This is a genomic window from Bradyrhizobium uaiense (assembly GCF_010811875.1).
GTDB classification, from domain to species: Bacteria; Pseudomonadota; Alphaproteobacteria; order Rhizobiales; family Xanthobacteraceae; genus Bradyrhizobium; species Bradyrhizobium uaiense.
The window spans coordinates 1-19,064 of record NZ_VKHP01000065.1 but is presented as its reverse complement, the minus strand read 5'-3'; the positions used below and the strand labels follow the sequence as shown (position 1 = coordinate 19,064).

At 65.1% G+C, this 19,064-nt stretch carries 21 protein-coding genes and 1 pseudogene; 15 read left to right on the top strand and 7 right to left on the bottom strand.

Features of this window, described 5'->3' with window-relative positions:
* Nucleotides 1-38: 38 nt before the first annotated feature.
* Nucleotides 39-1,064, bottom strand: a complete 1,026-nt coding sequence (locus FNJ47_RS17750; RefSeq protein WP_163155284.1) for a fatty acid desaturase family protein — start codon at nt 1,062-1,064, stop codon at nt 39-41.
* The gene (locus tag FNJ47_RS17745) at nt 1,064-1,777 is read right to left on the bottom strand and encodes a TetR/AcrR family transcriptional regulator C-terminal domain-containing protein (RefSeq protein WP_163155282.1); all 714 of its coding nucleotides are present in this window, start codon (nt 1,775-1,777) and stop codon (nt 1,064-1,066) included. Before FNJ47_RS17745 ends, FNJ47_RS17750 begins: the two co-directional genes overlap by 1 nt.
* Nucleotides 1,778-2,144: 367 nt before the next feature.
* Between FNJ47_RS17745 and rpsF the strand changes: the two genes are divergently transcribed.
* The 4 genes from rpsF (at nt 2,145) to rplI (ending at nt 4,601) form a co-directional block, all read left to right on the top strand.
* Entirely contained in the window at nt 2,145-2,612 is a 468-nt protein-coding gene (gene rpsF / locus FNJ47_RS17740; RefSeq protein WP_163155312.1) for a 30S ribosomal protein S6, read from the top strand.
* 6 nt (nt 2,613-2,618) lie between these two features.
* The gene (gene rpsR / locus FNJ47_RS17735) at nt 2,619-2,858 is read left to right on the top strand and encodes a 30S ribosomal protein S18 (protein WP_016844287.1); all 240 of its coding nucleotides are present in this window, start codon (nt 2,619-2,621) and stop codon (nt 2,856-2,858) included.
* Nucleotides 2,859-2,983: 125 nt separating this feature from the next.
* Nucleotides 2,984-3,946 carry a DUF2232 domain-containing protein gene (locus FNJ47_RS17730; RefSeq protein ID WP_163155280.1) on the top strand — a complete coding sequence of 321 codons (963 nt, stop codon included), beginning with the start codon at nt 2,984-2,986 and terminating at the stop codon, nt 3,944-3,946.
* A gap of 52 nt (nt 3,947-3,998) precedes the next feature.
* Nucleotides 3,999-4,601 carry a 50S ribosomal protein L9 gene (rplI, locus tag FNJ47_RS17725; protein ID WP_163155278.1) on the top strand — a complete coding sequence of 201 codons (603 nt, stop codon included), beginning with the start codon at nt 3,999-4,001 and terminating at the stop codon, nt 4,599-4,601.
* A 39-nt stretch (nt 4,602-4,640) separates the two neighbouring features.
* Here rplI and FNJ47_RS17720 read toward each other — a convergent pair whose 3' ends face one another.
* From FNJ47_RS17720 to FNJ47_RS17710, 3 genes are all read right to left on the bottom strand, one after another.
* Complete coding sequence (locus FNJ47_RS17720; RefSeq protein WP_163155276.1) at nt 4,641-5,102, bottom strand: PaaI family thioesterase; 462 nt, start codon at nt 5,100-5,102, stop codon at nt 4,641-4,643.
* The gene (locus FNJ47_RS17715; protein ID WP_163155274.1) at nt 5,099-5,704 is read right to left on the bottom strand and encodes a TetR family transcriptional regulator; all 606 of its coding nucleotides are present in this window, start codon (nt 5,702-5,704) and stop codon (nt 5,099-5,101) included. Before FNJ47_RS17715 ends, FNJ47_RS17720 begins: the two co-directional genes overlap by 4 nt.
* Before the next feature lie 89 nt (nt 5,705-5,793).
* Nucleotides 5,794-6,723, bottom strand: a complete 930-nt coding sequence (locus tag FNJ47_RS17710; RefSeq protein ID WP_163155272.1) for a hypothetical protein — start codon at nt 6,721-6,723, stop codon at nt 5,794-5,796.
* Between the two features lie 257 nt (nt 6,724-6,980).
* On the opposite strand from FNJ47_RS17710, the gene FNJ47_RS17705 reads away from it, so the two are divergent.
* A complete protein-coding gene (locus tag FNJ47_RS17705; protein WP_163155270.1) occupies nt 6,981-8,234 on the top strand; it encodes a cyclopropane fatty acid synthase in 1,254 nt (417 codons plus the stop codon).
* 20 nt (nt 8,235-8,254) lie between these two features.
* On the opposite strand, the gene FNJ47_RS17700 is transcribed toward FNJ47_RS17705, so the two are convergent.
* Nucleotides 8,255-8,575: a hypothetical protein gene (locus FNJ47_RS17700; protein ID WP_163155267.1), complete on the bottom strand. Its 321-nt coding sequence runs from the start codon at nt 8,573-8,575 to the stop codon at nt 8,255-8,257.
* A gap of 448 nt (nt 8,576-9,023) precedes the next feature.
* Between FNJ47_RS17700 and FNJ47_RS17695 the strand changes: the two genes are divergently transcribed.
* The 10 genes and pseudogenes from FNJ47_RS17695 to FNJ47_RS17650 form a co-directional block, all read left to right on the top strand.
* Nucleotides 9,024-10,529: a replicative DNA helicase gene (locus FNJ47_RS17695; protein ID WP_163155265.1), complete on the top strand. Its 1,506-nt coding sequence runs from the start codon at nt 9,024-9,026 to the stop codon at nt 10,527-10,529.
* 48 nt (nt 10,530-10,577) lie between these two features.
* Entirely contained in the window at nt 10,578-11,861 is a 1,284-nt protein-coding gene (gene alr, locus FNJ47_RS17690) for an alanine racemase (protein ID WP_163155263.1), read from the top strand.
* Nucleotides 11,862-11,885: 24 nt separating this feature from the next.
* Entirely contained in the window at nt 11,886-12,656 is a 771-nt protein-coding gene (locus FNJ47_RS17685) for an exodeoxyribonuclease III (RefSeq protein ID WP_163155261.1), read from the top strand.
* Nucleotides 12,657-12,824: 168 nt separating this feature from the next.
* Nucleotides 12,825-13,628, top strand: coding sequence for an outer membrane protein (locus FNJ47_RS17680; RefSeq protein WP_163155259.1), 804 nt, complete (start codon nt 12,825-12,827; stop codon nt 13,626-13,628).
* A 127-nt stretch (nt 13,629-13,755) separates the two neighbouring features.
* Nucleotides 13,756-14,481 carry a TSUP family transporter gene (locus FNJ47_RS17675; protein WP_163155257.1) on the top strand — a complete coding sequence of 242 codons (726 nt, stop codon included), beginning with the start codon at nt 13,756-13,758 and terminating at the stop codon, nt 14,479-14,481.
* 360 nt (nt 14,482-14,841) lie between these two features.
* Nucleotides 14,842-15,129, top strand: coding sequence for a hypothetical protein (locus FNJ47_RS17670; protein ID WP_163155255.1), 288 nt, complete (start codon nt 14,842-14,844; stop codon nt 15,127-15,129).
* A gap of 176 nt (nt 15,130-15,305) precedes the next feature.
* Complete coding sequence (locus tag FNJ47_RS17665; protein WP_163155253.1) at nt 15,306-15,914, top strand: hypothetical protein; 609 nt, start codon at nt 15,306-15,308, stop codon at nt 15,912-15,914.
* Between the two features lie 25 nt (nt 15,915-15,939).
* Nucleotides 15,940-16,413, top strand: coding sequence for a hypothetical protein (locus FNJ47_RS17660; RefSeq protein WP_163155251.1), 474 nt, complete (start codon nt 15,940-15,942; stop codon nt 16,411-16,413).
* 98 nt (nt 16,414-16,511) lie between these two features.
* A complete protein-coding gene (gene radA, locus FNJ47_RS17655; protein WP_163155250.1) occupies nt 16,512-18,014 on the top strand; it encodes a DNA repair protein RadA in 1,503 nt (500 codons plus the stop codon).
* A gap of 189 nt (nt 18,015-18,203) precedes the next feature.
* Nucleotides 18,204-18,629 (top strand): annotated as a pseudogene (locus FNJ47_RS17650) (CvpA family protein); the annotation flags it as partial.
* Between the two features lie 126 nt (nt 18,630-18,755).
* Here FNJ47_RS17650 and FNJ47_RS17645 read toward each other — a convergent pair.
* A partial coding sequence (locus tag FNJ47_RS17645; RefSeq protein ID WP_430649390.1) for a CvpA family protein occupies nt 18,756-19,064 on the bottom strand: 309 nt, incomplete at its 5' end.

The following is a 19,064-nucleotide window of genomic DNA, read 5'->3' as shown; positions in this document are numbered from 1 at the left end:
CGCGCGCGGAACCCTGGGGATGCCGGGCCGGCCCTGCCCTAAAATCCCCCGGCATTCTGGTCGGCGTTAACCTCGGCGCCGGCCCTTGCCCGGCGCGCGCTGTTGACCAGCTTGCCCGGGCGGTCTTCCCGATCGGGCTTGGCGGTCGCCAGCCGCAGCACGGCGGCGTAGCCCGGCTGGACTTCCATCCGGTCGGCGTGGCGGCTTCCGCTCAGGATACGATGGACGCGCGGCAGGTTGTAACAGGGCACGTAGAACAGCACATGATGCTCGAGGTGATAGTTCACGTAATAGGGCGCGATGAACAACCGCTCGAGGACATTGGCCCGCGTGGTGCGGGTGTTGCGCAACGGATCGGAGCTGTCGGGCACGACGGCATGTTCGGCGATGTTGCGGATGCGCGTGATCACCATCATCCAGGTCAGCAGCGGGACCAGCCACAACAGCGGATAGGCCCACCACACGCCGGCGGCGGCAAGGCCCGCGAACAGCAGCGCATTGGTGACGCATTGCGGCCCGAGCTTCTGCCAGAAGCTGGCGGCACGCTGCGACAACGGCCACTCCTTCGGTCCGATCGCATTGAGCAGCTGCGCCTTGCGCTGCTGGTAGCCGGTCTGTCCGGTGATATCGCGGAAGAATTTCCGGCGATAGCTCATCCTGGTGATCGGAAACGGCGCTGACAGCACGAGATCCGGATCATCTTCCTGCTGCGTCCGGGCGTGATGCTGCAAATGATAGCGGCGATAGCCGCGGGTTTCGGCGAAGATCGGATAGGCGCAGAACCATTGGCTCAGCGTGAGATTGGTCTTCTCGTCCGCCGAGAGACAGCCATGCGCGCCGTCATGCATCAGGATCGCAAGTCCGAGCTGGCGCGAGCCGATGATCGCGACCGCAAGCAGATAGGTCAGCGGATTGGGCCACCACGCCACCAGCGCGATGGCGCCCAGGATCAGCACCCAGGCATGTGCGATCAGCGCGACGCCCTTCCAGGTCGTGCGCTCGCGCACCGCGACCAGTTCATCTTCGGTGAGGAAATCGCGGGCTCGCATGCGAAGTGCGGTCATCAGTCTGTCTCCCCGTCCGTTGAGGATGAATTGTCGCGATCGCCGACCAGGCGCAGGCGCGCTCCATCATTGGCCGGCGTCGTTGTTGCAGTTGCCTGCTCGCCGAGCGCGCGCAGCAATTCGCGGCACATCTCCTCGGCGGCGCGGCCCATGGCGAAACCTTCGACGATCACGCCGATCGCAATCGCCCAAAAGCGCCGCGAGCTCTCTTCGGGGGCGCGCAGCGAGCGCCAGCCGTGCCGCTCGACCTGGCCCGCATAGGCGCGCGCGCCTTCGCTGTGCAGGCGCTCGATGGTGCGTTCGACCAGCGGCGCCAGGTCCTGCCGGCGCCGCGTCAGCGTCAGCGCCTCGGCGAAAAAGGCGACCGTGTCGGTCGCGGTCACGGCCTCGGCCAGGGCACGGGTGTATTCGCGCGGCGTGTGGGCCTTCAGGGCAGCCTGCTCGGTCGCGCGCGCGAGATAAAGCATGTCGCGGCTGGCGGCTTCGACGAACAGCGCCTCCTTGGTGCGGAAGTAATAGGTGATCTGGCTCGGGAAGGCGTCCGCGGCTGCGGCGATATCGGAGATCGAGGTGCCCGAGAGCCCGCGCTCCTTGAACAGGCGGCTGGCGGCATCGAGCAGCAGCGAGCGCATCTTGCGCCCCGCCGACCGCGTCGCGCGGACCGCGTGCTTCGGATCGGGCGCAGACATGCCGCTGGCGGTCTCCGAACCCATAATCCTTCATCCTCTCGGAGATATTTGTATGACATACAAACAAAGAAATCAAGATGGAACCGGCAAAGTTGCGCAGAACGGCCTCGCGGGCTACGACCTCGCGCAAATCCGCAAGCCGCGGACCCATCGCGGACCCTTGCTTTCGCGGCCAAAATCCGTATAAGCGCGCCATTCGTGGGCTCCGGCCGGGAGCTGAACGGACGGTCTCAGCAAACTCACGCGTCGATTTTCTCACACGTTGATTTTGATGTGGCAGGGCCAGTCGGCCCGTCGTCCCGTGCTCCCGCCTTCTGAGCAGCTCGAGTCCTTTCCGAAGGTCTCGAAGGGCTTGTCGCCGGAAACCGCGCCAACACAGGAAAGGACAACCATGCCTCTTTACGAGCATGTTTTTCTCGCGCGTCAGGATGCGAGCACCCAGCAGGTGGATGAGCTGACGGCCCAGATGACGGGCATCGTCGAACAGGGCGGCGGCAAGGTCACCAAGACCGAGAGCTGGGGCGTGCGCTCCCTCACCTACCGCATGAACAAGAACCGCAAGGCGCATTTCGTGCTGATGAACATCGACGCTCCGTCGGCTGTCGTCACCGAGATCGAGCGCCAGGAGCGGATCAACGAAGACGTCATCCGTTACCTCACCGTGCGCGTCGAAGAGCACGAGGAAGGCCCGTCTGCGATGATGCGCAAGGCCGACCGTGACCGCGAGCGCGATGACCGTGGCGGTGGCTTCCGTGGCGACCGCGAAGGCGGTTTCCGTGGTGACCGCGAAGGTGGTGGTTTCCGTGGCGACCGTGGCCCGCGCCGTCCGCGCGAAGAAGAAGCTGCGACCGAGGAGTAATGAATCATGGCTGATGCTGGTGCCCGCCGTCCGTTTTTCCGTCGTCGCAAGTCCTGCCCGTTCACGGGCGCGAATGCGCCGAAGATCGACTACAAGGATTCCAAGCTGCTGATGCGTTACGTCTCCGAGCGCGGCAAGATCGTGCCGAGCCGCATCACGGCCGTGTCCGCCAAGAAGCAGCGTGAACTCGCCCGCGCCATCAAGCGCGCGCGCTTCCTCGGCCTGCTGCCCTACGTGATCCGCTAAATCGTTTCCGGCCGGCGGCACTGCCGCCGGCCGTTATTCTCATAAGGCTTCCGGGTCATCCGGTCGCCGATGGTTGGGGTTCTCGAAGCAGGACCCCTAACCGCTCAAAGGGGGCGGGACAGCTGATGATCGCGATATTCACAGTTGCACTTGCAGCCGGCGCCGCGTCGGCGCTGATGTTCGCCTCGATCAGTTCGGGCGTGCTGATCTCGTTGCTGCTCGCCTATTCTGCTCCGTTGCCGCTGCTGGTGGTCGCGCTCGGCTGGGGTCCGCTTGCCAGTGTCGTCAGCGGCATTGTCGCGACCGCCGCCCTGACGACCCTCTCCGGCCTGTTCCGCGGCATCAAATTCGCGCTTGGGGTCGCATTGCCGGCTTGGTGGCTCGGCCATCTCGTCCTGCTCGGACGACCGCACAATACCGCAACTCCGACAGATCGCGCTGGTAATCTCGAGTGGTATCCGATCGAACGGATACTGATCTGGATTCTGGTCATAGCGGTTCTTACCACTGTGAGCATCCTGCTGCCGTTCGGTATCGACGCCGACGCGATCGCCGAGACCGTGCGGCAGGCCTTGCAGGTGGTGGCGCGTCAAGCCGAAACCGATTGGACGCCCGAGCAGATCACGTTTCTCGCCAAGCTGTTTGCCTACCTTGCTCCGCTGTTCCTGCCGATGAGCGTGACGCTGATGTTCACGCTGAACCTTTGGCTCGCGGCGAAGGTCGCGCTGACGTCCGGGCGCCTGCATCGGCCCTGGACCGACCTGCGGAACATCGTGCTGCCGCCGGTCGCGCTCGCGGTCCTGGCAGCCGCCGTCGCTCTCTGCTTTGCGGGCGGCACTATCGCGATGCTCGCTGAGACCGTCGCGGGTGCGTTGCTGTTCGCCTACGCAATCGTCGGCTTTGCCGCCCTGCATATCCTCACATTGTCGGCGCGCAACCGCACGTTCTGGCTGGCCTGTGTCTATGTCCTCGCCGTCATGTTCTACGTGCCCGTCCTCGTAATGGCCGCGCTTGGCGTCGCCGACGCCGTGCTCGGACTGCGGCAGCGCTTTCTGCAAACCAGACCGCCGCCTCTGCCGGCGGAGTGAAATTCGATCCAACCACTCAAACCGATACTTAGCATCTCAAAGGAGAACGAAAATGGAAGTCATTCTGCTCGAACGCGTTGCCAAGCTTGGCCAGATGGGTGAAGTCGTGCGCGTCAAGGACGGGTTCGCCCGCAACTTCTTGCTGAAGCGCGGCAAGGCGCTGCGCGCCACCGAGGCGAACCGCGCCAAGTATGACGGCATGAAGGCCGAGCTCGAGGCCAACAACATCAAGGCCAAGGGCGAAGCCGCCGTGGTCGCCGAGAAGATCGACGGTCGCGACATCATCATCATCCGCCAGGCCTCCGAGTCCGGCCAGCTGTTCGGCTCAGTCACGGTGCGCGACATCGTCACCGCGCTGGCCGCCGACGGCGTCACGGTTTCCCGTCCGCAGGTCTGGCTCGACTCGCCGATCAAGGTGATCGGCCAGCAGAAGGTCACGATCGCGGTTCACCCCGAAGTCGAGACCAGCGTCACCGTGACGGTCGCCCGCTCCGCCGAAGAGGCCGAGCGCATCAAGCGCGGCGAGGACATCTCGACCCGCCAGGAAGACCAGGACGCCGCCGCCGAGGCGCTCGCCGCTGCCGGCGAATTCTTCGATCCGGAAGCCCAGCACGACGACGAAGCCGCGCCGGCCCCGGCTGCCGAAGAGAAGTAAGCTTCTCGCGATCGCTCTATCGACTGAAGCCCGGCCTCATCAGGCCGGGCTTTGGATTCGTGACGCCGCCTGATCGTCGAGCATGGCGATCGATGCCAGTGCCGTCGCGGTATGCTTCTCCTTGCCGTCGATGACGCAGAACACGTCGGCTGCAACGACGGCGACCTGACGGCCCGGCTTGATCACGCGCGCGCGGCAGATCAGACGATCGCCCGACGCCGGCGACAACAGGTTCAACTTGTACTCCGCCGTCAGCGCCGGCTGGCCGCGCGATGTCGCCGCCGCAATCGTGGTGGCGTTGTCGACCAGGAACGCGGTCACCCCGCCATGAAAAAGGCCGTGCTGCTGCAACAGCTCCGGCCGCCGGTCGACGGCGAGCGTGCACGCACCGCGCGACAGCTCGGCCACTTCAGCACCGACCAGCCCCATGAAGCCCTGACGGCCGACATTGTCGCGAATTCGCGTCGCGATCGGCGCAAAGTCCGGATCGGCTTGGTTCATGACGTTCCTCCTGTTCGCTTCGGCGCACCCGGCGCCACCACTGCGCGGATCGCGCAGGCGATCAGCGTCTCGACCTGTTCGCGCGGGTCGCCACTGTGGCGGCCCGACAGATAGGCACGGCAGAAGATCTGCGCCGGTCCGATGATCTGGCTGAAGAACAGCGTTGGACTCATCGGCAGCAATTCGCCGCGCGCGAGCAGCGGTGCGCGCCAGCGCTCGATGGCGTCTGTGAGCCGCGAATTCTCGGTGCGCTGCGCGCCGCGCACCTCCTCGCCCCACTCGCTGCGGGAAATCTCGAACAGGAACCGTGCCTCGCGCCTGTTGCTCACGACCCAATCGAGATGGGCGTGGATCAGCCGCGCCACGCCGTCGCTTGCGCCGCAGGTGTCGTCGACCGAGGTGATGATCGCGGCGTGATAGGTTTGCAGGATCTCCAGGAACAGGGTGCCGGCGAGCTCCTTCTTCGAGGTGAAGAAGTGGAAGAAGCTGCCGTTGGACGCGCGGGCGCGAGAGCGGATCTCGGCCACCGTCGCGCCCTCGAACCCGTCGCGGTCGAACACCGCCAGTCCCGCCGCCAGCAGATCTTCGCGCGCCGTGCTCACGCTGCCTCCTCGTCTAGATCAATACTCTAGAGTCGTACTCTAGTGACGGTCAAATGAATACGCCGGACCTCACGGCCCGGCGTTGGCGATTACTTCGAGGTCGGAGCTTCCGGCGTACCGGAGCCTGACGTTGTCGGGGGTGGAGGTGGCGGCGGCGGAGGCGCGGCGGCGGTTACCGGCGGCGTGGCCGGTGCCGGTGTGGGCGATGGGGCTGCGGCCGGCTCCGGTGCCGGCGTGACCTGCGGAACCGGGTCGGATCGCGCGGGAGCCGGTTCGCTGCCCGCATTGCTCTCGGGCGCATCGACCTTGGCCGTATCGGGCTGGGAGGACGGCTTTGCCGGCTTCTCGGCCTCACCCTTGTCCTCGCGCTTGACGGCGGTCCTGGGCTCATCGCCCGCGGCCTCGCCCTTGGGTGCGTCCTCGGACTTCGGCTCCTCGACGGGCTTGCCGCGACGGCCGTGCTTCTGACGCGACGGCTTGCCGTCGCCCGCGGCCTGCGGGGCCTGACCGTCGTCCGGCCTGGCACCCTCGGGCGCCTCGCTCGGGCGCGCCATGCGCTTGCCGCGGTGAGCAGAATGTCCTTCGGGATTCAAGCCGTCGGCGTCGGGCTTCGCCCCTTCCTGCGGCGAGGCACCCTGATTCTGCCGTCGGGTGGGACGCTCGGGCGGCTGCTCCGGCGACTGGTTCGCCTCCTGGCGGCCTTCCCTGCCCTTGGCGCCCTTCGGCAGATCCTTGGCCTGGTAGCGCGGGTCGTTAGCGCCGTTCGAAATCAGATAGGACGCAAGGATGCCGGCCATGTCGCTGGACGTCGTGTAGTGCTGGCGCAGGAAGCCCGGCAGCGAACCGGCTGGCACCGACTTCAAGAGGCCACGCGGGCTCTTGTGACAAACGGTGCAGGTACCTGCGAAGATCTGGGAGGGGCTTTTGCCGGCCTCGAGGTTTTGCGCTTCCGCCGATACGGCTGACAGGCAGCCAATCAAAAGCGTCACCGCCGCCAGACTGAGGGCTCGGCTCAACATTCCTTAAGTCTCCAGATTCCGGAAAAATCGCCGCCTGCGCCTCATGGATCGGCCGCGGCGGTCACCTTTTATCCGATTATCGCGCGAATGGAAGCGCGCGCGTGACGCATCCACGCAATTGTCACATTTTGGAATATCGGCTTTGACCACAACGCAATAGCGCGATCCAATTCCCTGCCTATCTTTGGATTGGGGACACATTGGAGTGATCAGCTCCGGTGGTGTCGGTGTGCAGCTTGCCGTTCCGTTGGTGTTCGATGGACCGATTGTTGCGATTTTTCTTGGGGCGCTTCATCCGCCGCGGGTCGATCACGTTCACGACCGCGAGCGGCGCCCAATTCAGCTGCGGTGACGGCACCGGCACGCCGGTCGCCGCGCGTTTCATGACCAGGGCAGCTGAAGTCCGCGTTCTGGTCGATCCGGAACTTTATCTCGGCGAAGCCTTCATGGACGGCTCGTTCGTGGTGGAGCGAGGCACCATCGCCGAGGTGCTGGCGGTCCTGATGGGCCAGGCGGCCATGCTGCCGAACTTTGCCAGGATGCAGGCCTGGGTGCGGTTCCTCGGACGGCGTGCCCAGCAGATCAATGTGCGTGGCCGCTCCAGGAGCAATGTCGCCCGCCACTACGATCTCGACGGCCGCCTCTATTCCCTCTTCCTCGATGCTGACAAGCAATACAGCTGTGCCTATTTCGAGGCGCCTGACGCGACGCTGGACGACGCCCAGCTCGCCAAGAAGCGCCACCTCGCCGCAAAACTCCTGGTCAAGCCCGGCCACCGCATCCTCGACATCGGTTCCGGCTGGGGCGGGCTCGGTCTCTATCTTGCCGAGATGAGCGGCGCCGACGTCACCGGCGTCACGCTGTCGACCGAGCAGCTGCAGATTTCCAACGCCCGGGCGGCGGAACGAAGCCTGGCAGATTCCGCGCGTTTCCTGATGCAGGATTACCGCGACATCCCCGGCCCGTTCGACCGTATCGTCTCGGTCGGCATGTTCGAGCACGTCGGGGTCGCCTACTACGAAACCTTCTTCAAGCGCTGCGCCGAGCTGCTGAGCGATGACGGTGTCATGGTGCTGCATTCGATCGGCCGCTCGACCGGTCCCGACGTCACCAGCCCCTGGATCCGGAAGTACATCTTCCCCGGCGGCTATATTCCGGCGCTCTCCGAGGTCATGCCGGCAATCGAGAAGGCCGGACTGCTGATCTGCGACATGGAGATCCTGCGGCTACACTATGCCGAGACGCTCAAGGCGTGGCGCGAGCGCTTCATGGCGCGGCGCGAGGAGGCGGTGCGGCTGTACGACGAGGCCTTTGCCCGGATGTGGGAATTCTACCTGGCGGCCTCGGAGATGTCGTTCCGGGTGCAGAACATGATGAACTTCCAGCTCCAGCTCACCAAGCGCCAAGGCGTCGTCCCGATCACCCGCGACTATATCGGGCACGAGGAAGCCCGGCTGCGGCTCAAGGAAGCCGGCGCCACCAAGCCCCGGCTGCAACTCGCCGGCGAGTGAGACCAAAACAACGGGTGCCGTTAATTGCGCAGGCTGTAGGCCGATCCGCAATGGGCAAAGGTCGGTGTCGGCCGCGCCAGATGGGCCACGGCGGCCGAGACCTGCCTTGCATCGCAGGAAACATTCCGGACCTCCGGACGCGCTGTCTGCTCCATGGCATCGACGAGCGCCGCCAGCCAGCGGCGGTCCATGCCACCTGCCCGGCCAAGCCTCAATCGCACCGTCTGAAACTCTTGAGCCATCGTCGCCGTATCTTCCCTGAGCGAAGACAACCCGGAATCCGCCGGGTCGTTCCCGCGAACCTGGCGCAAAGAAAATGCGGCAGGTGTGATCTGCTTCACAGAGGTCTGTTCCGGGCTGTCGTAGTGGTCCGGAATGACCCGAGAAACGCACCGGACGATGTTGGACCCGCAGCGCGACATCGCGACCGACTACGCCCTGATCGCCACTGGCGTGGTGGCCGCCTTGATCGCGCTGGCTTTCCTCGTCCTGGTCTGAGGACCCAACGCCAACAGCCGCCTCACCTCTCCATGGGTTCGCCGGTCCTGAAAAAGGTTCAGGCGGCATCCGATTTTTACCAACGACATTGCTGATCGGCCGGCCCCTGCCCGGTTTCTGACAAGACCCAGTCAAGCGGAATGCATCCGGCTGTCCGGGATTCACACACCGCGTTGTGTGAATCGTGCATAAGAAACATCCGTCCTTTCGCTTCGTGCCGGGCTGGCGCTTGATCGCCGCCCCACATCCGAAAATCGCAGTAACGACGAAATCAGAAGAATAAGCTCGTCCATGGCCTTGATTGATTCGAACGTCCACAAGCTCGCGCCCGACGCCGCCACCTCCGCGGCCTACCGGAGTGCGCCGCACAACATCGAAGCGGAACAGGGCCTGCTGGGCGCGATCCTGGTTAACAACGACGCCTTCTACCGCGTCTCCGACTTCCTGGAGCCGAAGCACTTCTTCGAAACCATCCACCAGCAGATCTATGAAACCGCCGGAAGCCTGATCCGGATGGGCAAGGTCGCGAACCCCGTGACCCTGAAGACGTTCGTGCCGGCCGAACTCGACATCGGCGGCATGACGGTCGGCCAATACCTCGCGCGGCTCGCCGCCGAAGCGACCACCATCATCAACGCGCAGGATTACGGACGTACCGTTTACGATCTCAGCCTGCGCCGCAACCTGATCCAGATCGGCGAGGAGATCGTCAACGTCGCCTATGACGCGCCGGTCGACTTCGCCCCGCGGGCGCAGATCGAGGATGCCGAGCGGCAGCTCTACAGTCTTGCCGAGACCGGCCGCTATGACGGCGGCTTCCAGCGCTTCTCGCAGGCGCTGACGATTGCCGTCGACATGGCGGCGAAGGCGTTCCAGCGCGACGGCAAACTGTCCGGCATCTCGACCGGCCTGCGCGATCTCGATGCCCGGATGGGCGGCCTGCAACCGTCCGACCTGATCGTGCTCGCCGGCCGTCCCGGCATGGGCAAGACATCGCTCGCCACCAACATCGCCTACAACATCGCCAAGGCCTATGTGCCCGAGGTCCAGGCAGACGGCACCACCAAGGCGGTCAACGGCGGCTGCGTCGGCTTCTTCTCCTGCGAAATGAGCGGCGAACAGCTCGCCACCCGTATTCTCGCCGAACGCACCGGCATTCCCTCGAGCTCGATCCGCCGCGGCGGTATCTCGGAGCTCGATTTCGAGAAGATCCGCGACTGTTCGATCGAGCTGCAATCGCTGCCCTTCTATGTCGACGAAACCGGCGGTCTCTCGATCTCGCAGCTCACCGCCCGTGCCCGCCGCCTCAAGCGGCAGAAGGGCCTCGACCTGATCGTGATCGACTACATCCAGCTGCTGCAGGGGTCGGGCAAGAAGGGCAACGACAACCGCGTCCAGGAAATCACCGAGATCACCACCAATCTGAAGGCACTGGCGAAGGAATTGAACGTCCCGGTCATCGCGCTGTCGCAGCTGTCGCGCCAGGTCGAAAACCGCGACGACAAGCGTCCTCAGCTCTCCGACCTGCGTGAATCCGGCTCGATCGAGCAGGACGCCGACGTGGTGATGTTCGTGTATCGCGAGGAATACTACCTGGCGAACAAGGAGCCGCGGCCGGGCACGCCCGAGCACGAGAAATGGCAGATGGAGCTGGAACTGGCCCACGGCAAAGCCGAAGTCATCATCGGCAAGCAGCGCCACGGCCCGACCGGCACCGTCGAATTGCACTTCGAGGCCAGCGTGACGAGGTTCGGCGATCTCGCACCCGACGGTCAGATTCCGGATCACTCCCATTGATTCCGCGGCGCGGTTGAACGGCAGGAGCCCCGCGCGTACAACGGGGGCATGAACATCGTGACCGACGCGAAATCGCAGCTGACGCCCGAAGCCAATCTGCTGGCGGCCTATCCGGCCGCCACCGGCATCCTGACCATCGACCTCGACGCTATCATCGCCAACTGGCGCAAGCTCGAGAAGACCGCAGTGCCCGCCGAATGCGCCGCCGTGGTCAAGGCCAACGCCTATGGCTGCGGCGCCGAGCAGGTTGCGCGGGCGCTTGCCAAGGCGGGCTGCAAGACCTTCTTCGTCGCGAGCGTCGAGGAGGCCGCCGCGGTGCGCGCAGCGGCTCCGCAGGCAACGGTATATTCGCTCGGCGGCTTCTTCCAGCAGACCGGCGAGGCCTACGCCAAGATCGACTGCAAGCCTGTGATCGGCGATCTCAATGAACTCGCCGAGTGGGACGTGTTCTGCCGCCGCTCCGGTTGGTCCGGCGGCGCTGCCATCCATATCGATACCGGCATGAACCGGCTCGGCCTCACGGTCAGCGAAGCGCAAGGCATCATCCCGCGGATCAATGCCGGCGATCACGGCATCACGCTCGTGATGAGCCACCTCGCCTCCGCCGAACTCTTGAACAACCCCGCCAACGCCAAGCAGCTGGCAAGCTTCCGCGAGATCGCGAGCCTGTTCACCGGCGTGCCGGCGTCGCTGGCGAACTCCTCCGGCGTGTTCCTCGGCGCCCAATTCCAGTTCGAGATGGTGCGGCCGGGCTGCGCGCTCTACGGCGTCAATCCGACGCCGGAGGCCGACAACCCGATGCAGCAGGTGGTCGACCTCAAGGCGCGCATCGTGCAGATCCGCAACATCGATCGCGGCGAGACCGTCGGCTACGGCGGCACCTGGACCGCACGCCGGCCGACCCGGCTTGCGATCGTCTCCGCCGGCTATGCCGACGGCTATTTCCGCGCCGCCAGCGCCAATGACGGCACCCGTGGCGCTGAGGTCGTGGTCGCCGGCAAGCGCTGCCCGATCGCCGGCCGCGTCTCGATGGACCTGATCGCGGTCGATATTACCGATCTCGACAAGAACGCCGTGCGGCGCGGTCACATGGTGACGCTGATCGGCGAAGGCATCACGGTCGACGAGGTCGCGCATCATTTCGGCACCATCGGCTATGAGGTGCTGACCAGCCTCGGCCGCCGCTTCGTGCGCATCTACAAGGGCGGCGACGCCGTCGCCGCGACGAGCGACACCGCTGTCGAGAACAGCGAGCCGGCCGCCTCGCAAGCAGCGCCCCCTGCCATGCCGACGGCAGCGCCGCCTGCACCGCCACCATTGCCATCGGCCTGATGACGTGACCGGTCGCGCGTGCCCATGAAGATCGCGACCTTCAACATCAACAACGTCAACCGCCGGCTGCCGAACCTGTTGCGCTGGCTGAAATCGGCCAAGCCCGACGTCGTGAGTTTGCAGGAGCTCAAGGCAAGCGACGCCGAGTTTCCCGCTGCTGCGATCGCGAAGGCCGGCTACGGCGCGGTGTGGCAGGGGCAGAAGACCTGGAACGGCGTCGCCATCCTCGCACGCAAGGCCGAGCCCGTGCTGATCCGTACCGCCCTGCCCGGCGACGCCATCGATCACGAGGCGCGCTACATCGAGGCCGCGGTACGCGGCATCGTCGTCACCAGCCTCTATCTGCCGAACGGCAATCCGCAGCCCGGGCCGAAATTCGACTACAAGCTGGCCTGGTTCAAGCGGCTGTGCGCCCACGCCGCCAAGCTGCTCAAGCAGAACGTCCCCGTGGTGCTCGCCGGCGACTACAACGTTGCGCCGACGCCCTTCGACATCTATCCGACACGGTCGTGGGACAAGGATGCGCTGATCCAGCCGAAGAGCCGCGCCGCGTTCAAGGCGCTGGTCGATCAGGGCTGGTGCGATGCGATCCGCACGCTGCATCCTGATCAGCCGATGTTCACCTTCTGGGACTACATGCGGCAGCGCTGGCCGCGCGATGCCGGCCTGCGGCTCGATCATCTCCTGCTCAGCCCCGACCTGGCAGCGCGGCTCGCGAAAGCCGGCGTCGACCGCGACATCCGCGGCGAGGAAGGCGCCAGCGATCATGCGCCGGCGTGGGTGGTGTTGAAGTGACGGGGCGGCGTCACGCATTGTGACAAAATATGGCTTCGTGTTCTCACGGCTCGTCGAGTCGGCCAGATGCAAGCGAAATGCGGCCGGATGTGGCGGACCGGGTACAGCCGGAGGTCGTGCAAATCGACTACAATCGCGGCGATTTTGATTCATGCATTGGGGCTGCACATGAAGACATATTTCGTCGCCGCGTCCGCGCTCATGCTCGGCATTGCAAACGCCTCGGCGGCCGACCTCGCCGCTCGCCCCTACGTCAAGGCGCCCCCGATCGTCGCCGCTAGCTATGACTGGAGCGGTTTCTATGTCGGCGCCAATGGCGGCGGCGGCTGGAGCCGGAAGTGCTGGGACATCGTCCCCTTCGCCATCACCAATCCGACGCTCGGCGTCCTGAACTTCACCGGCCCGGAAGGCTGCCACACCGCAAGCGGCGCGACCGCCGGCGGCCAGATCGGCTATCGCTGGCAACAGGCCGCCTGGGTCTTCGGCGTCGAAGCGCAGGGCAATTGGGCCGACCTCTCCGGTTCGAACCCCTCCGTCGCGCCGTTGTTCGCGGGCTTCGCCAACCGATCGAAGATCGATGCCATCGGCCTCTTCACTGGACAGATCGGCTATTCCTGGGGCGCCTTCCTGCTCTATGCGAAGGGCGGCGCGGCGGTGGTGCGCGATCGATACGAGAGCTTCATCACGCCGGCATTCGGCCTCGGCCTGCCGGTCGGCTTCATCGCCGACCACGGCAGCGAGACGCGCTGGGGCGGCACGATCGGCGCCGGTGCCGAGTATGCCATCGCGCCCAACTGGTCGCTGGCGGTCGAATACGACCATCTGTTCATGGGAACCGACACTGTTCACATGACCTACGATCCCGCCTTCATCGCCCAGATCAACCATGACGAGCGCATCCGCCAGGACGTCGACATGGTGACGGTGCGCGTCAACTACCGCTTCGGCGGTCCGGTCGTCGCGAAGTACTGACGCCGCGCGCGATTGCATGTCCGTGGTTCGGGGCGCCCTTGCGCCGCCTCGAACCATGGGGCCACACTGAGCCTCCTCTCCCGAGATCGGCATCCAGCGCGGCTCGGGATCAGGTCCCGGAGCGCGCGTGGGCTTCCTCTTCGTCCTCATCGTCGGCCTGGTCGCCGGCACCATTTCAGGCATCGTCGGCACCGGCTCGTCGATCATGCTGATGCCGGTGCTGGTCTATCAATACGGGCCGAAACAGGCGGTACCGATCATGGCGGTCGCCGCCGTGATGGCCAATCTCTCGCGCATCCTGGCCTGGTGGCGCGAGGTCGACTGGCGCGCCTGCATCGCCTACTCGATCACGGGCATTCCAGCCGCGGCGTTCGGCGCGCGCACCCTGCTCGCGCTGCCCTCGCGCGCGGTCGATATCGCGATCGGTGTATTCCTGATCGCAATGGTGCCGGTGCGGCACTGGCTGGCGCAGCACAAACTGAAAGCCAATCTCTGGCACCTGATGATCGGCGGCGCGACAATCGGCTATCTCACCGGCATCGTGGCCTCGACCGGCCCGCTCAGCGTGCCGCTGTTTTTATTCTACGGTCTCAACAAGGGCGCGTTCCTCGCCACAGAGGCGGCAAGCTCACTCGGGCTGTATGTCAGCAAGTCGGTGACGTTCGAGCGCTTCGGCGCGCTCACGCCAGATATCGCGCTGAAGGGCCTGATCGCCGGCGCCTCGCTGATGGCCGGCGCCTTCATCGCAAAGCGCTTCGTGCTGCAGCTAAAGCCGGAATCGTTTCGCCTGATCATGGACGGCATCATGCTGGCTGCGGGCACGGCGCTGCTGTGGTCGGCAATGGCGCAGTAGACTCGCAGGCATGTCGTAATTCTACGGGGTCTTTGCGCGCCTGGATGTTGTACCCCGAAAGAGCTTCATTGAGCGCCCGGTTCCCGGTGTTATCCGGATTGCCTCCATCCGGCGACTGCGTTTATGACGATCTCATTACTTGCACTCGATCGTTTGCGGACAAGCACTTTGCTCTAGCAGGCATCACGGGACTGATCGACGACCCGGATGCGAATCCCGAGGAGTCAGGCAGCACAAGGGGCGCAATGGTGCGCGCACCTCTGCGTCTGATGTCGGCCTGACGGATTCGGGATCGCAAGTCGAAGCATCAGGACCAGCGGGTTGTAAGAACCCGTGACAGACGGGAGAGGCAGACGCGCGATGCGCAAGATGATGATTACGACTGCGGTGGCGGTGACGTTCGCCGTTGCCGGCTCGGCCTTGTGGCCGACAGCAAAGCCCGACGTCGCGCAGTTCGGAGACAGCGTTTACGAAACGATCTGGGTCTGGCGCATTCCGGCCTACGCCAACAATCCGTCGTGGCGCGTTCGCTGGAGCTGGAGCGATCCGCTGCGGGCGCAGGCAAGATGCTGCCGGGCTTTGCCGACGGGCTCGGTGCTGCGCGAGAATCCGCCGCTGCTGCTGTCGGGTCGAGACATGCGCGTCTAGACGCGGCGGCCGAGAGCAACATCCGGTTCCAGGCGCCGAAGAGCATTTGATTAAAATTCTCGTTGTAGTTGAACTTACTTTTTATCCTTAACCAGAAACGCGATCTTTAATTTACATCCACAAGGTGTGGTTTACCTTGTCTCCGCGAACACAGCGGATTCAGGGACAACAACAAGATGCGTCAGCTAAGCCTCACCCTGTCGCTGGCCTTCCTTCTGGCAGCACAAGGCTTCAGCGTCGCCGCGGACGATACCAAATCGGGCCAACCGGTTGTCACCGCTGACCGCGTCGCTTGCTCGCTGCGGCCGAAGCCTGAGGAACCGTCCGATCCGTCGTCGACCTCGGCGATACCTCACACCGAAAAGTTCGTCGCGCGGGAACATTTCAAGGAGGACATCGCGTCGCGCGCCGCGGTGAAGATCTCCTGGCTCGGTGCGACCTTCGCGCAACGCTTCACGAACAAGGTCGAAGACGACGTCGGCGGCGCGTCGTTGCAGACCTTCGTCTTGAGTGCGGCCGCAAGCGACAAGGAGGTCCTGGCCAAACTCGGTCAGAGCCACGAGAGCCGGTTGGCCGACGTCTGGTGCACGTTGATGCAGCAACCCAACGGCAACGGCGGGCCGCTGGAGATCAACGCCAGGCCGAACGTGTTTTACGTCCGCGATATCGCTGGAGAGCTTGGTGCCGTCGACGTACTCTGGGGCGGCGTCGGCTGGGAGATCGGCGCAAGCCCGGTCGGAGACAAGCCGCGATGGCCGGCCGGAACACGGGTGTTCTCCCGCTGACTGCCATCCGCCGGAGCCACGCGAAATGAGATCATTCGAACTCTCACTGTTCGCCGATTACTTCCAGTTCTACATCCAGGATGAACCTGCATCGGGCGACCTGTCCGCGGCGTGGACGGAGGAAGCGACCGATCGAATGCTCGCGATCGCGCCCGGGACGGTCGGGATCGGCACCGTGCGGAATATGGACGTGCCGGTCGTGGTGCAGCTTCTCGGGCGCGAGCCGGACGATGATTGCGCTGACTGGGATCACGTGGTCGAAGCAAGCCTCGACGTCGCATCCGGACGCATCGTGATCGCCGGTTGCACGGACTACTTCCCTGACGCCATGCGCATCGAGACCGCACCGGGGACCTATCGGGTGCGTGCATCCTACGGCGCGCTCGACACGCTGTCGGAGAATGGCCTTGAGGGCGACGATCATTACAGGCTGCAGCTATGGCCGGCCGCCGCAATCCCAGTTCGCGTCCTGAAGCAGCGATCGGTATCGGCCTCCTGAAGCCGGCCTCGACCGAACATGCCTGGGCACGGCGCCCCCGCCGGGCGTTGCCACCTCCTGATCCGTGCTATTGAGGGGATGCGGAATCGAGTTCCTTCATGGCCAAATCCACCCTCTCCTTCGTCTGCCAAAACTGCGGCGCGGCGTATAATCGCTGGCAGGGCAAGTGCGATTCCTGCGGCGAGTGGAACACGCTGGCCGAGGAGGACACCACGGGCTCGGTGCCGGTCTCGATCCGCAGCAAGCGCAAGGGACGGACGTTCGCGCTGGAATCGCTCTCCGGCAAGACCCAGGACGCGCCGCGGCTGTCGTCGGGCATGACCGAGCTCGACCGCGTTACCGGCGGCGGCTTTGTGCGCGGCTCGGTGCTGCTGGTCGGCGGCGATCCCGGTATCGGCAAATCGACGCTGCTGACCCAGGCAACCTCCATGATGGCGCGCGCCGGCCACCGCGCGGTCTATATCTCCGGCGAAGAGGCGGTCGCCCAGGTGCGGCTGCGCGCCGAGCGGCTCGGGCTCGCCGACGCGCCGGTGCAGCTCGCCTCGGAAACCTCGGTCGAGGACATCGTCTCGACGCTGTCGGAAGGCGCGGTGCCGCGGTTGATCGTGATCGATTCGATCCAGACCATGTGGACCGATACGGTGGAATCAGCGCCGGGCACCGTGACCCAGGTCCGCGCCTCCGCGCAGGCGCTCATTCGCTTCGCCAAGAAGACCGGCGCCACGATCATCCTGGTCGGCCATGTGACCAAGGACGGCCAGATCGCCGGCCCCCGCGTGGTCGAGCACATGGTCGATGCGGTGCTGTCGTTCGAGGGCGAGGGCTCGCAGCAGTTCCGCATCCTGCGCTCGGCCAAGAACCGGTTTGGCGCGACCGACGAGATCGGCGTGTTCGAGATGACCGGGCTAGGCCTGCGCGAGGTCACCAACCCCTCCGAATTGTTCCTCTCGGAACGCGAGCTCGGCAGCCCCGGCACGGCCGTGTTCGCCGGCATCGAGGGCACCCGCCCGGTGCTGGTCGAATTGCAGGCGCTGGTGGCGCCGACCTCACTCGGCACGCCGCGCCGCGCCGTGGTCGGCTGGGACCCGAGCCGGCTATCGATGGTGCTGGCGGTGCTCGAGGCGCATTGCGGCGTCAAATTGTCCGGACATGACGTCTATCTCAATGTCGCGGGCGGCCTGCGCATCCAGGAACCGGCCGCGGACCTCGCCGCGGCAGCCGCGCTGGTGTCCTCGCTGGTGAATGCGCCCTTGCCGACGGATGCGGTCTATTTCGGCGAGATTTCGCTGTCCGGCGCGATCCGTCCGGTGGCGCAGACCGCGGCCCGGCTGAAGGAGGCCCTGAAGCTCGGCTTCGGCCGCGCCATCCTGCCCGAATCGGCCCGCGGCGACGGCGGCGGCGATGCGGGGCTCGCACTCAACAGCGTCGGCAATCTGACCACCCTGGTCGCCGAAATCGCCGCGCGCGGGACGCCGCGAGGTGGCCGGGCTGCGCCCAGGAACGACGAAGGTACGCCAAGAGGTGACCCGAGCGGCTCCGGAGACGCTGATACGGCTGGGAAAAATGCCACACCGGCCCGATTCCGTCGCGGGACCAGCTAAAGCGGGCGTGACGTATCTGCCCCTCGCCGCTATACATCCGCCGCGCGGGACAGGTGGCGCTCCGGCCTTGCCGGATGCCCCCGATGCGCCTCAGTTAGGACGGCACCGACTTTGCCGATTCGCGAGAGCTCTTAACCAGCGTAAGCCCTTAACAGCGTACCGAAACGTACCAGCGGACCTGACCAGCCGATGCCCATAACGATACTCGATCTCGTCCTGCTCGGCGTGATGCTGATCTCGGGCCTGCTTGCCATGGTGCGCGGCTTCATGCGCGAGATCCTGTCGATCGCGGCCTGGGGCGCCGCCGCGCTGGTCACGCTGTATGCTTTCTCGAAGCTGCTGCCGACCGCCAAAACTTACTTCAATAACGACACGGTCGCGGCCGTGGTCGTGGTGGCCGGCGTCTTCATCGGCACGCTGATCGTGGTCTCGATCATCACGGTGCGGATCTCGGACATGATCCTGGATTCCCGGATCGGCGCGCTCGACCGCACCCTGGGCTTCCTGTTCGGGCTCGCCCGCGGCCTGCTGATCGTGGTCGTGGCGTTCATGTTCTTCACCTGGCTGGTTCCGGACAAGCAGCGGCCCGACTGGGTGACCGGGGCGAAGTCCCGGAGATGGTCTTGTCGAGGATGTTCCTGCAATTCGATCGGGCCGAGGTCGAGATTCAGTTGGTCGGCGTGATCGGAAGGGGTTTGCATCTCGTTCATCGCCTCTCGTGAGGGGCCCAAACCAAATAAGTTATCGGCCCGCGGGTTTCTCGATCAGCTTTTTCAAGCTGTCACGCGCAGGTTTGCTATAGCCATCGCCCGACGCCGGCGTTGCCTGATCATTGGTATCAGCCGCAGAATCGTCGTCCGGCTTATTCTTCTTGAACTTCTTTAAGATGGTGTTCTCGGGGTCATCAGGCAAGAGCGACATCAGCCAATCCCCGGTTCCCTGCAGCACCACCCGGGACTTCGCCCCGGTCACCCAGTCGGGCCGCTGCTTGTCCGGAACCAGCCAGGTGAAGAACATGAACGCCACGAGCACGATCAGCAGGCCGCGGGC

Coding starts and splice junctions, on each gene's coding strand:
- rplI (WP_163155278.1), top strand. CDS start 3,999: ATGGAAGTCATTCTGCTCGAACGCGTTGCCAAGCTTGGCCAGATGGGT.
- FNJ47_RS17720 (WP_163155276.1), bottom strand. CDS start 5,102: ATGAACCAAGCCGATCCGGACTTTGCGCCGATCGCGACGCGAATTCGC.
- alr (WP_163155263.1), top strand. CDS start 10,578: ATGAACATCGTGACCGACGCGAAATCGCAGCTGACGCCCGAAGCCAAT.
- FNJ47_RS17750 (WP_163155284.1), bottom strand. CDS start 1,064: ATGACCGCACTTCGCATGCGAGCCCGCGATTTCCTCACCGAAGATGAA.
- FNJ47_RS17660 (WP_163155251.1), top strand. CDS start 15,940: ATGAGATCATTCGAACTCTCACTGTTCGCCGATTACTTCCAGTTCTAC.
- FNJ47_RS17695 (WP_163155265.1), top strand. CDS start 9,024: ATGGCCTTGATTGATTCGAACGTCCACAAGCTCGCGCCCGACGCCGCC.
- radA (WP_163155250.1), top strand. CDS start 16,512: ATGGCCAAATCCACCCTCTCCTTCGTCTGCCAAAACTGCGGCGCGGCG.
- rpsF (WP_163155312.1), top strand. CDS start 2,145: ATGCCTCTTTACGAGCATGTTTTTCTCGCGCGTCAGGATGCGAGCACC.
- FNJ47_RS17745 (WP_163155282.1), bottom strand. CDS start 1,777: ATGGGTTCGGAGACCGCCAGCGGCATGTCTGCGCCCGATCCGAAGCAC.
- FNJ47_RS17670 (WP_163155255.1), top strand. CDS start 14,842: ATGCGCAAGATGATGATTACGACTGCGGTGGCGGTGACGTTCGCCGTT.
- FNJ47_RS17730 (WP_163155280.1), top strand. CDS start 2,984: ATGATCGCGATATTCACAGTTGCACTTGCAGCCGGCGCCGCGTCGGCG.
- FNJ47_RS17680 (WP_163155259.1), top strand. CDS start 12,825: ATGAAGACATATTTCGTCGCCGCGTCCGCGCTCATGCTCGGCATTGCA.
- rpsR (WP_016844287.1), top strand. CDS start 2,619: ATGGCTGATGCTGGTGCCCGCCGTCCGTTTTTCCGTCGTCGCAAGTCC.
- FNJ47_RS17705 (WP_163155270.1), top strand. CDS start 6,981: ATGGACCGATTGTTGCGATTTTTCTTGGGGCGCTTCATCCGCCGCGGG.
- FNJ47_RS17685 (WP_163155261.1), top strand. CDS start 11,886: ATGAAGATCGCGACCTTCAACATCAACAACGTCAACCGCCGGCTGCCG.
- FNJ47_RS17665 (WP_163155253.1), top strand. CDS start 15,306: ATGCGTCAGCTAAGCCTCACCCTGTCGCTGGCCTTCCTTCTGGCAGCA.
- FNJ47_RS17710 (WP_163155272.1), bottom strand. CDS start 6,723: ATGTTGAGCCGAGCCCTCAGTCTGGCGGCGGTGACGCTTTTGATTGGC.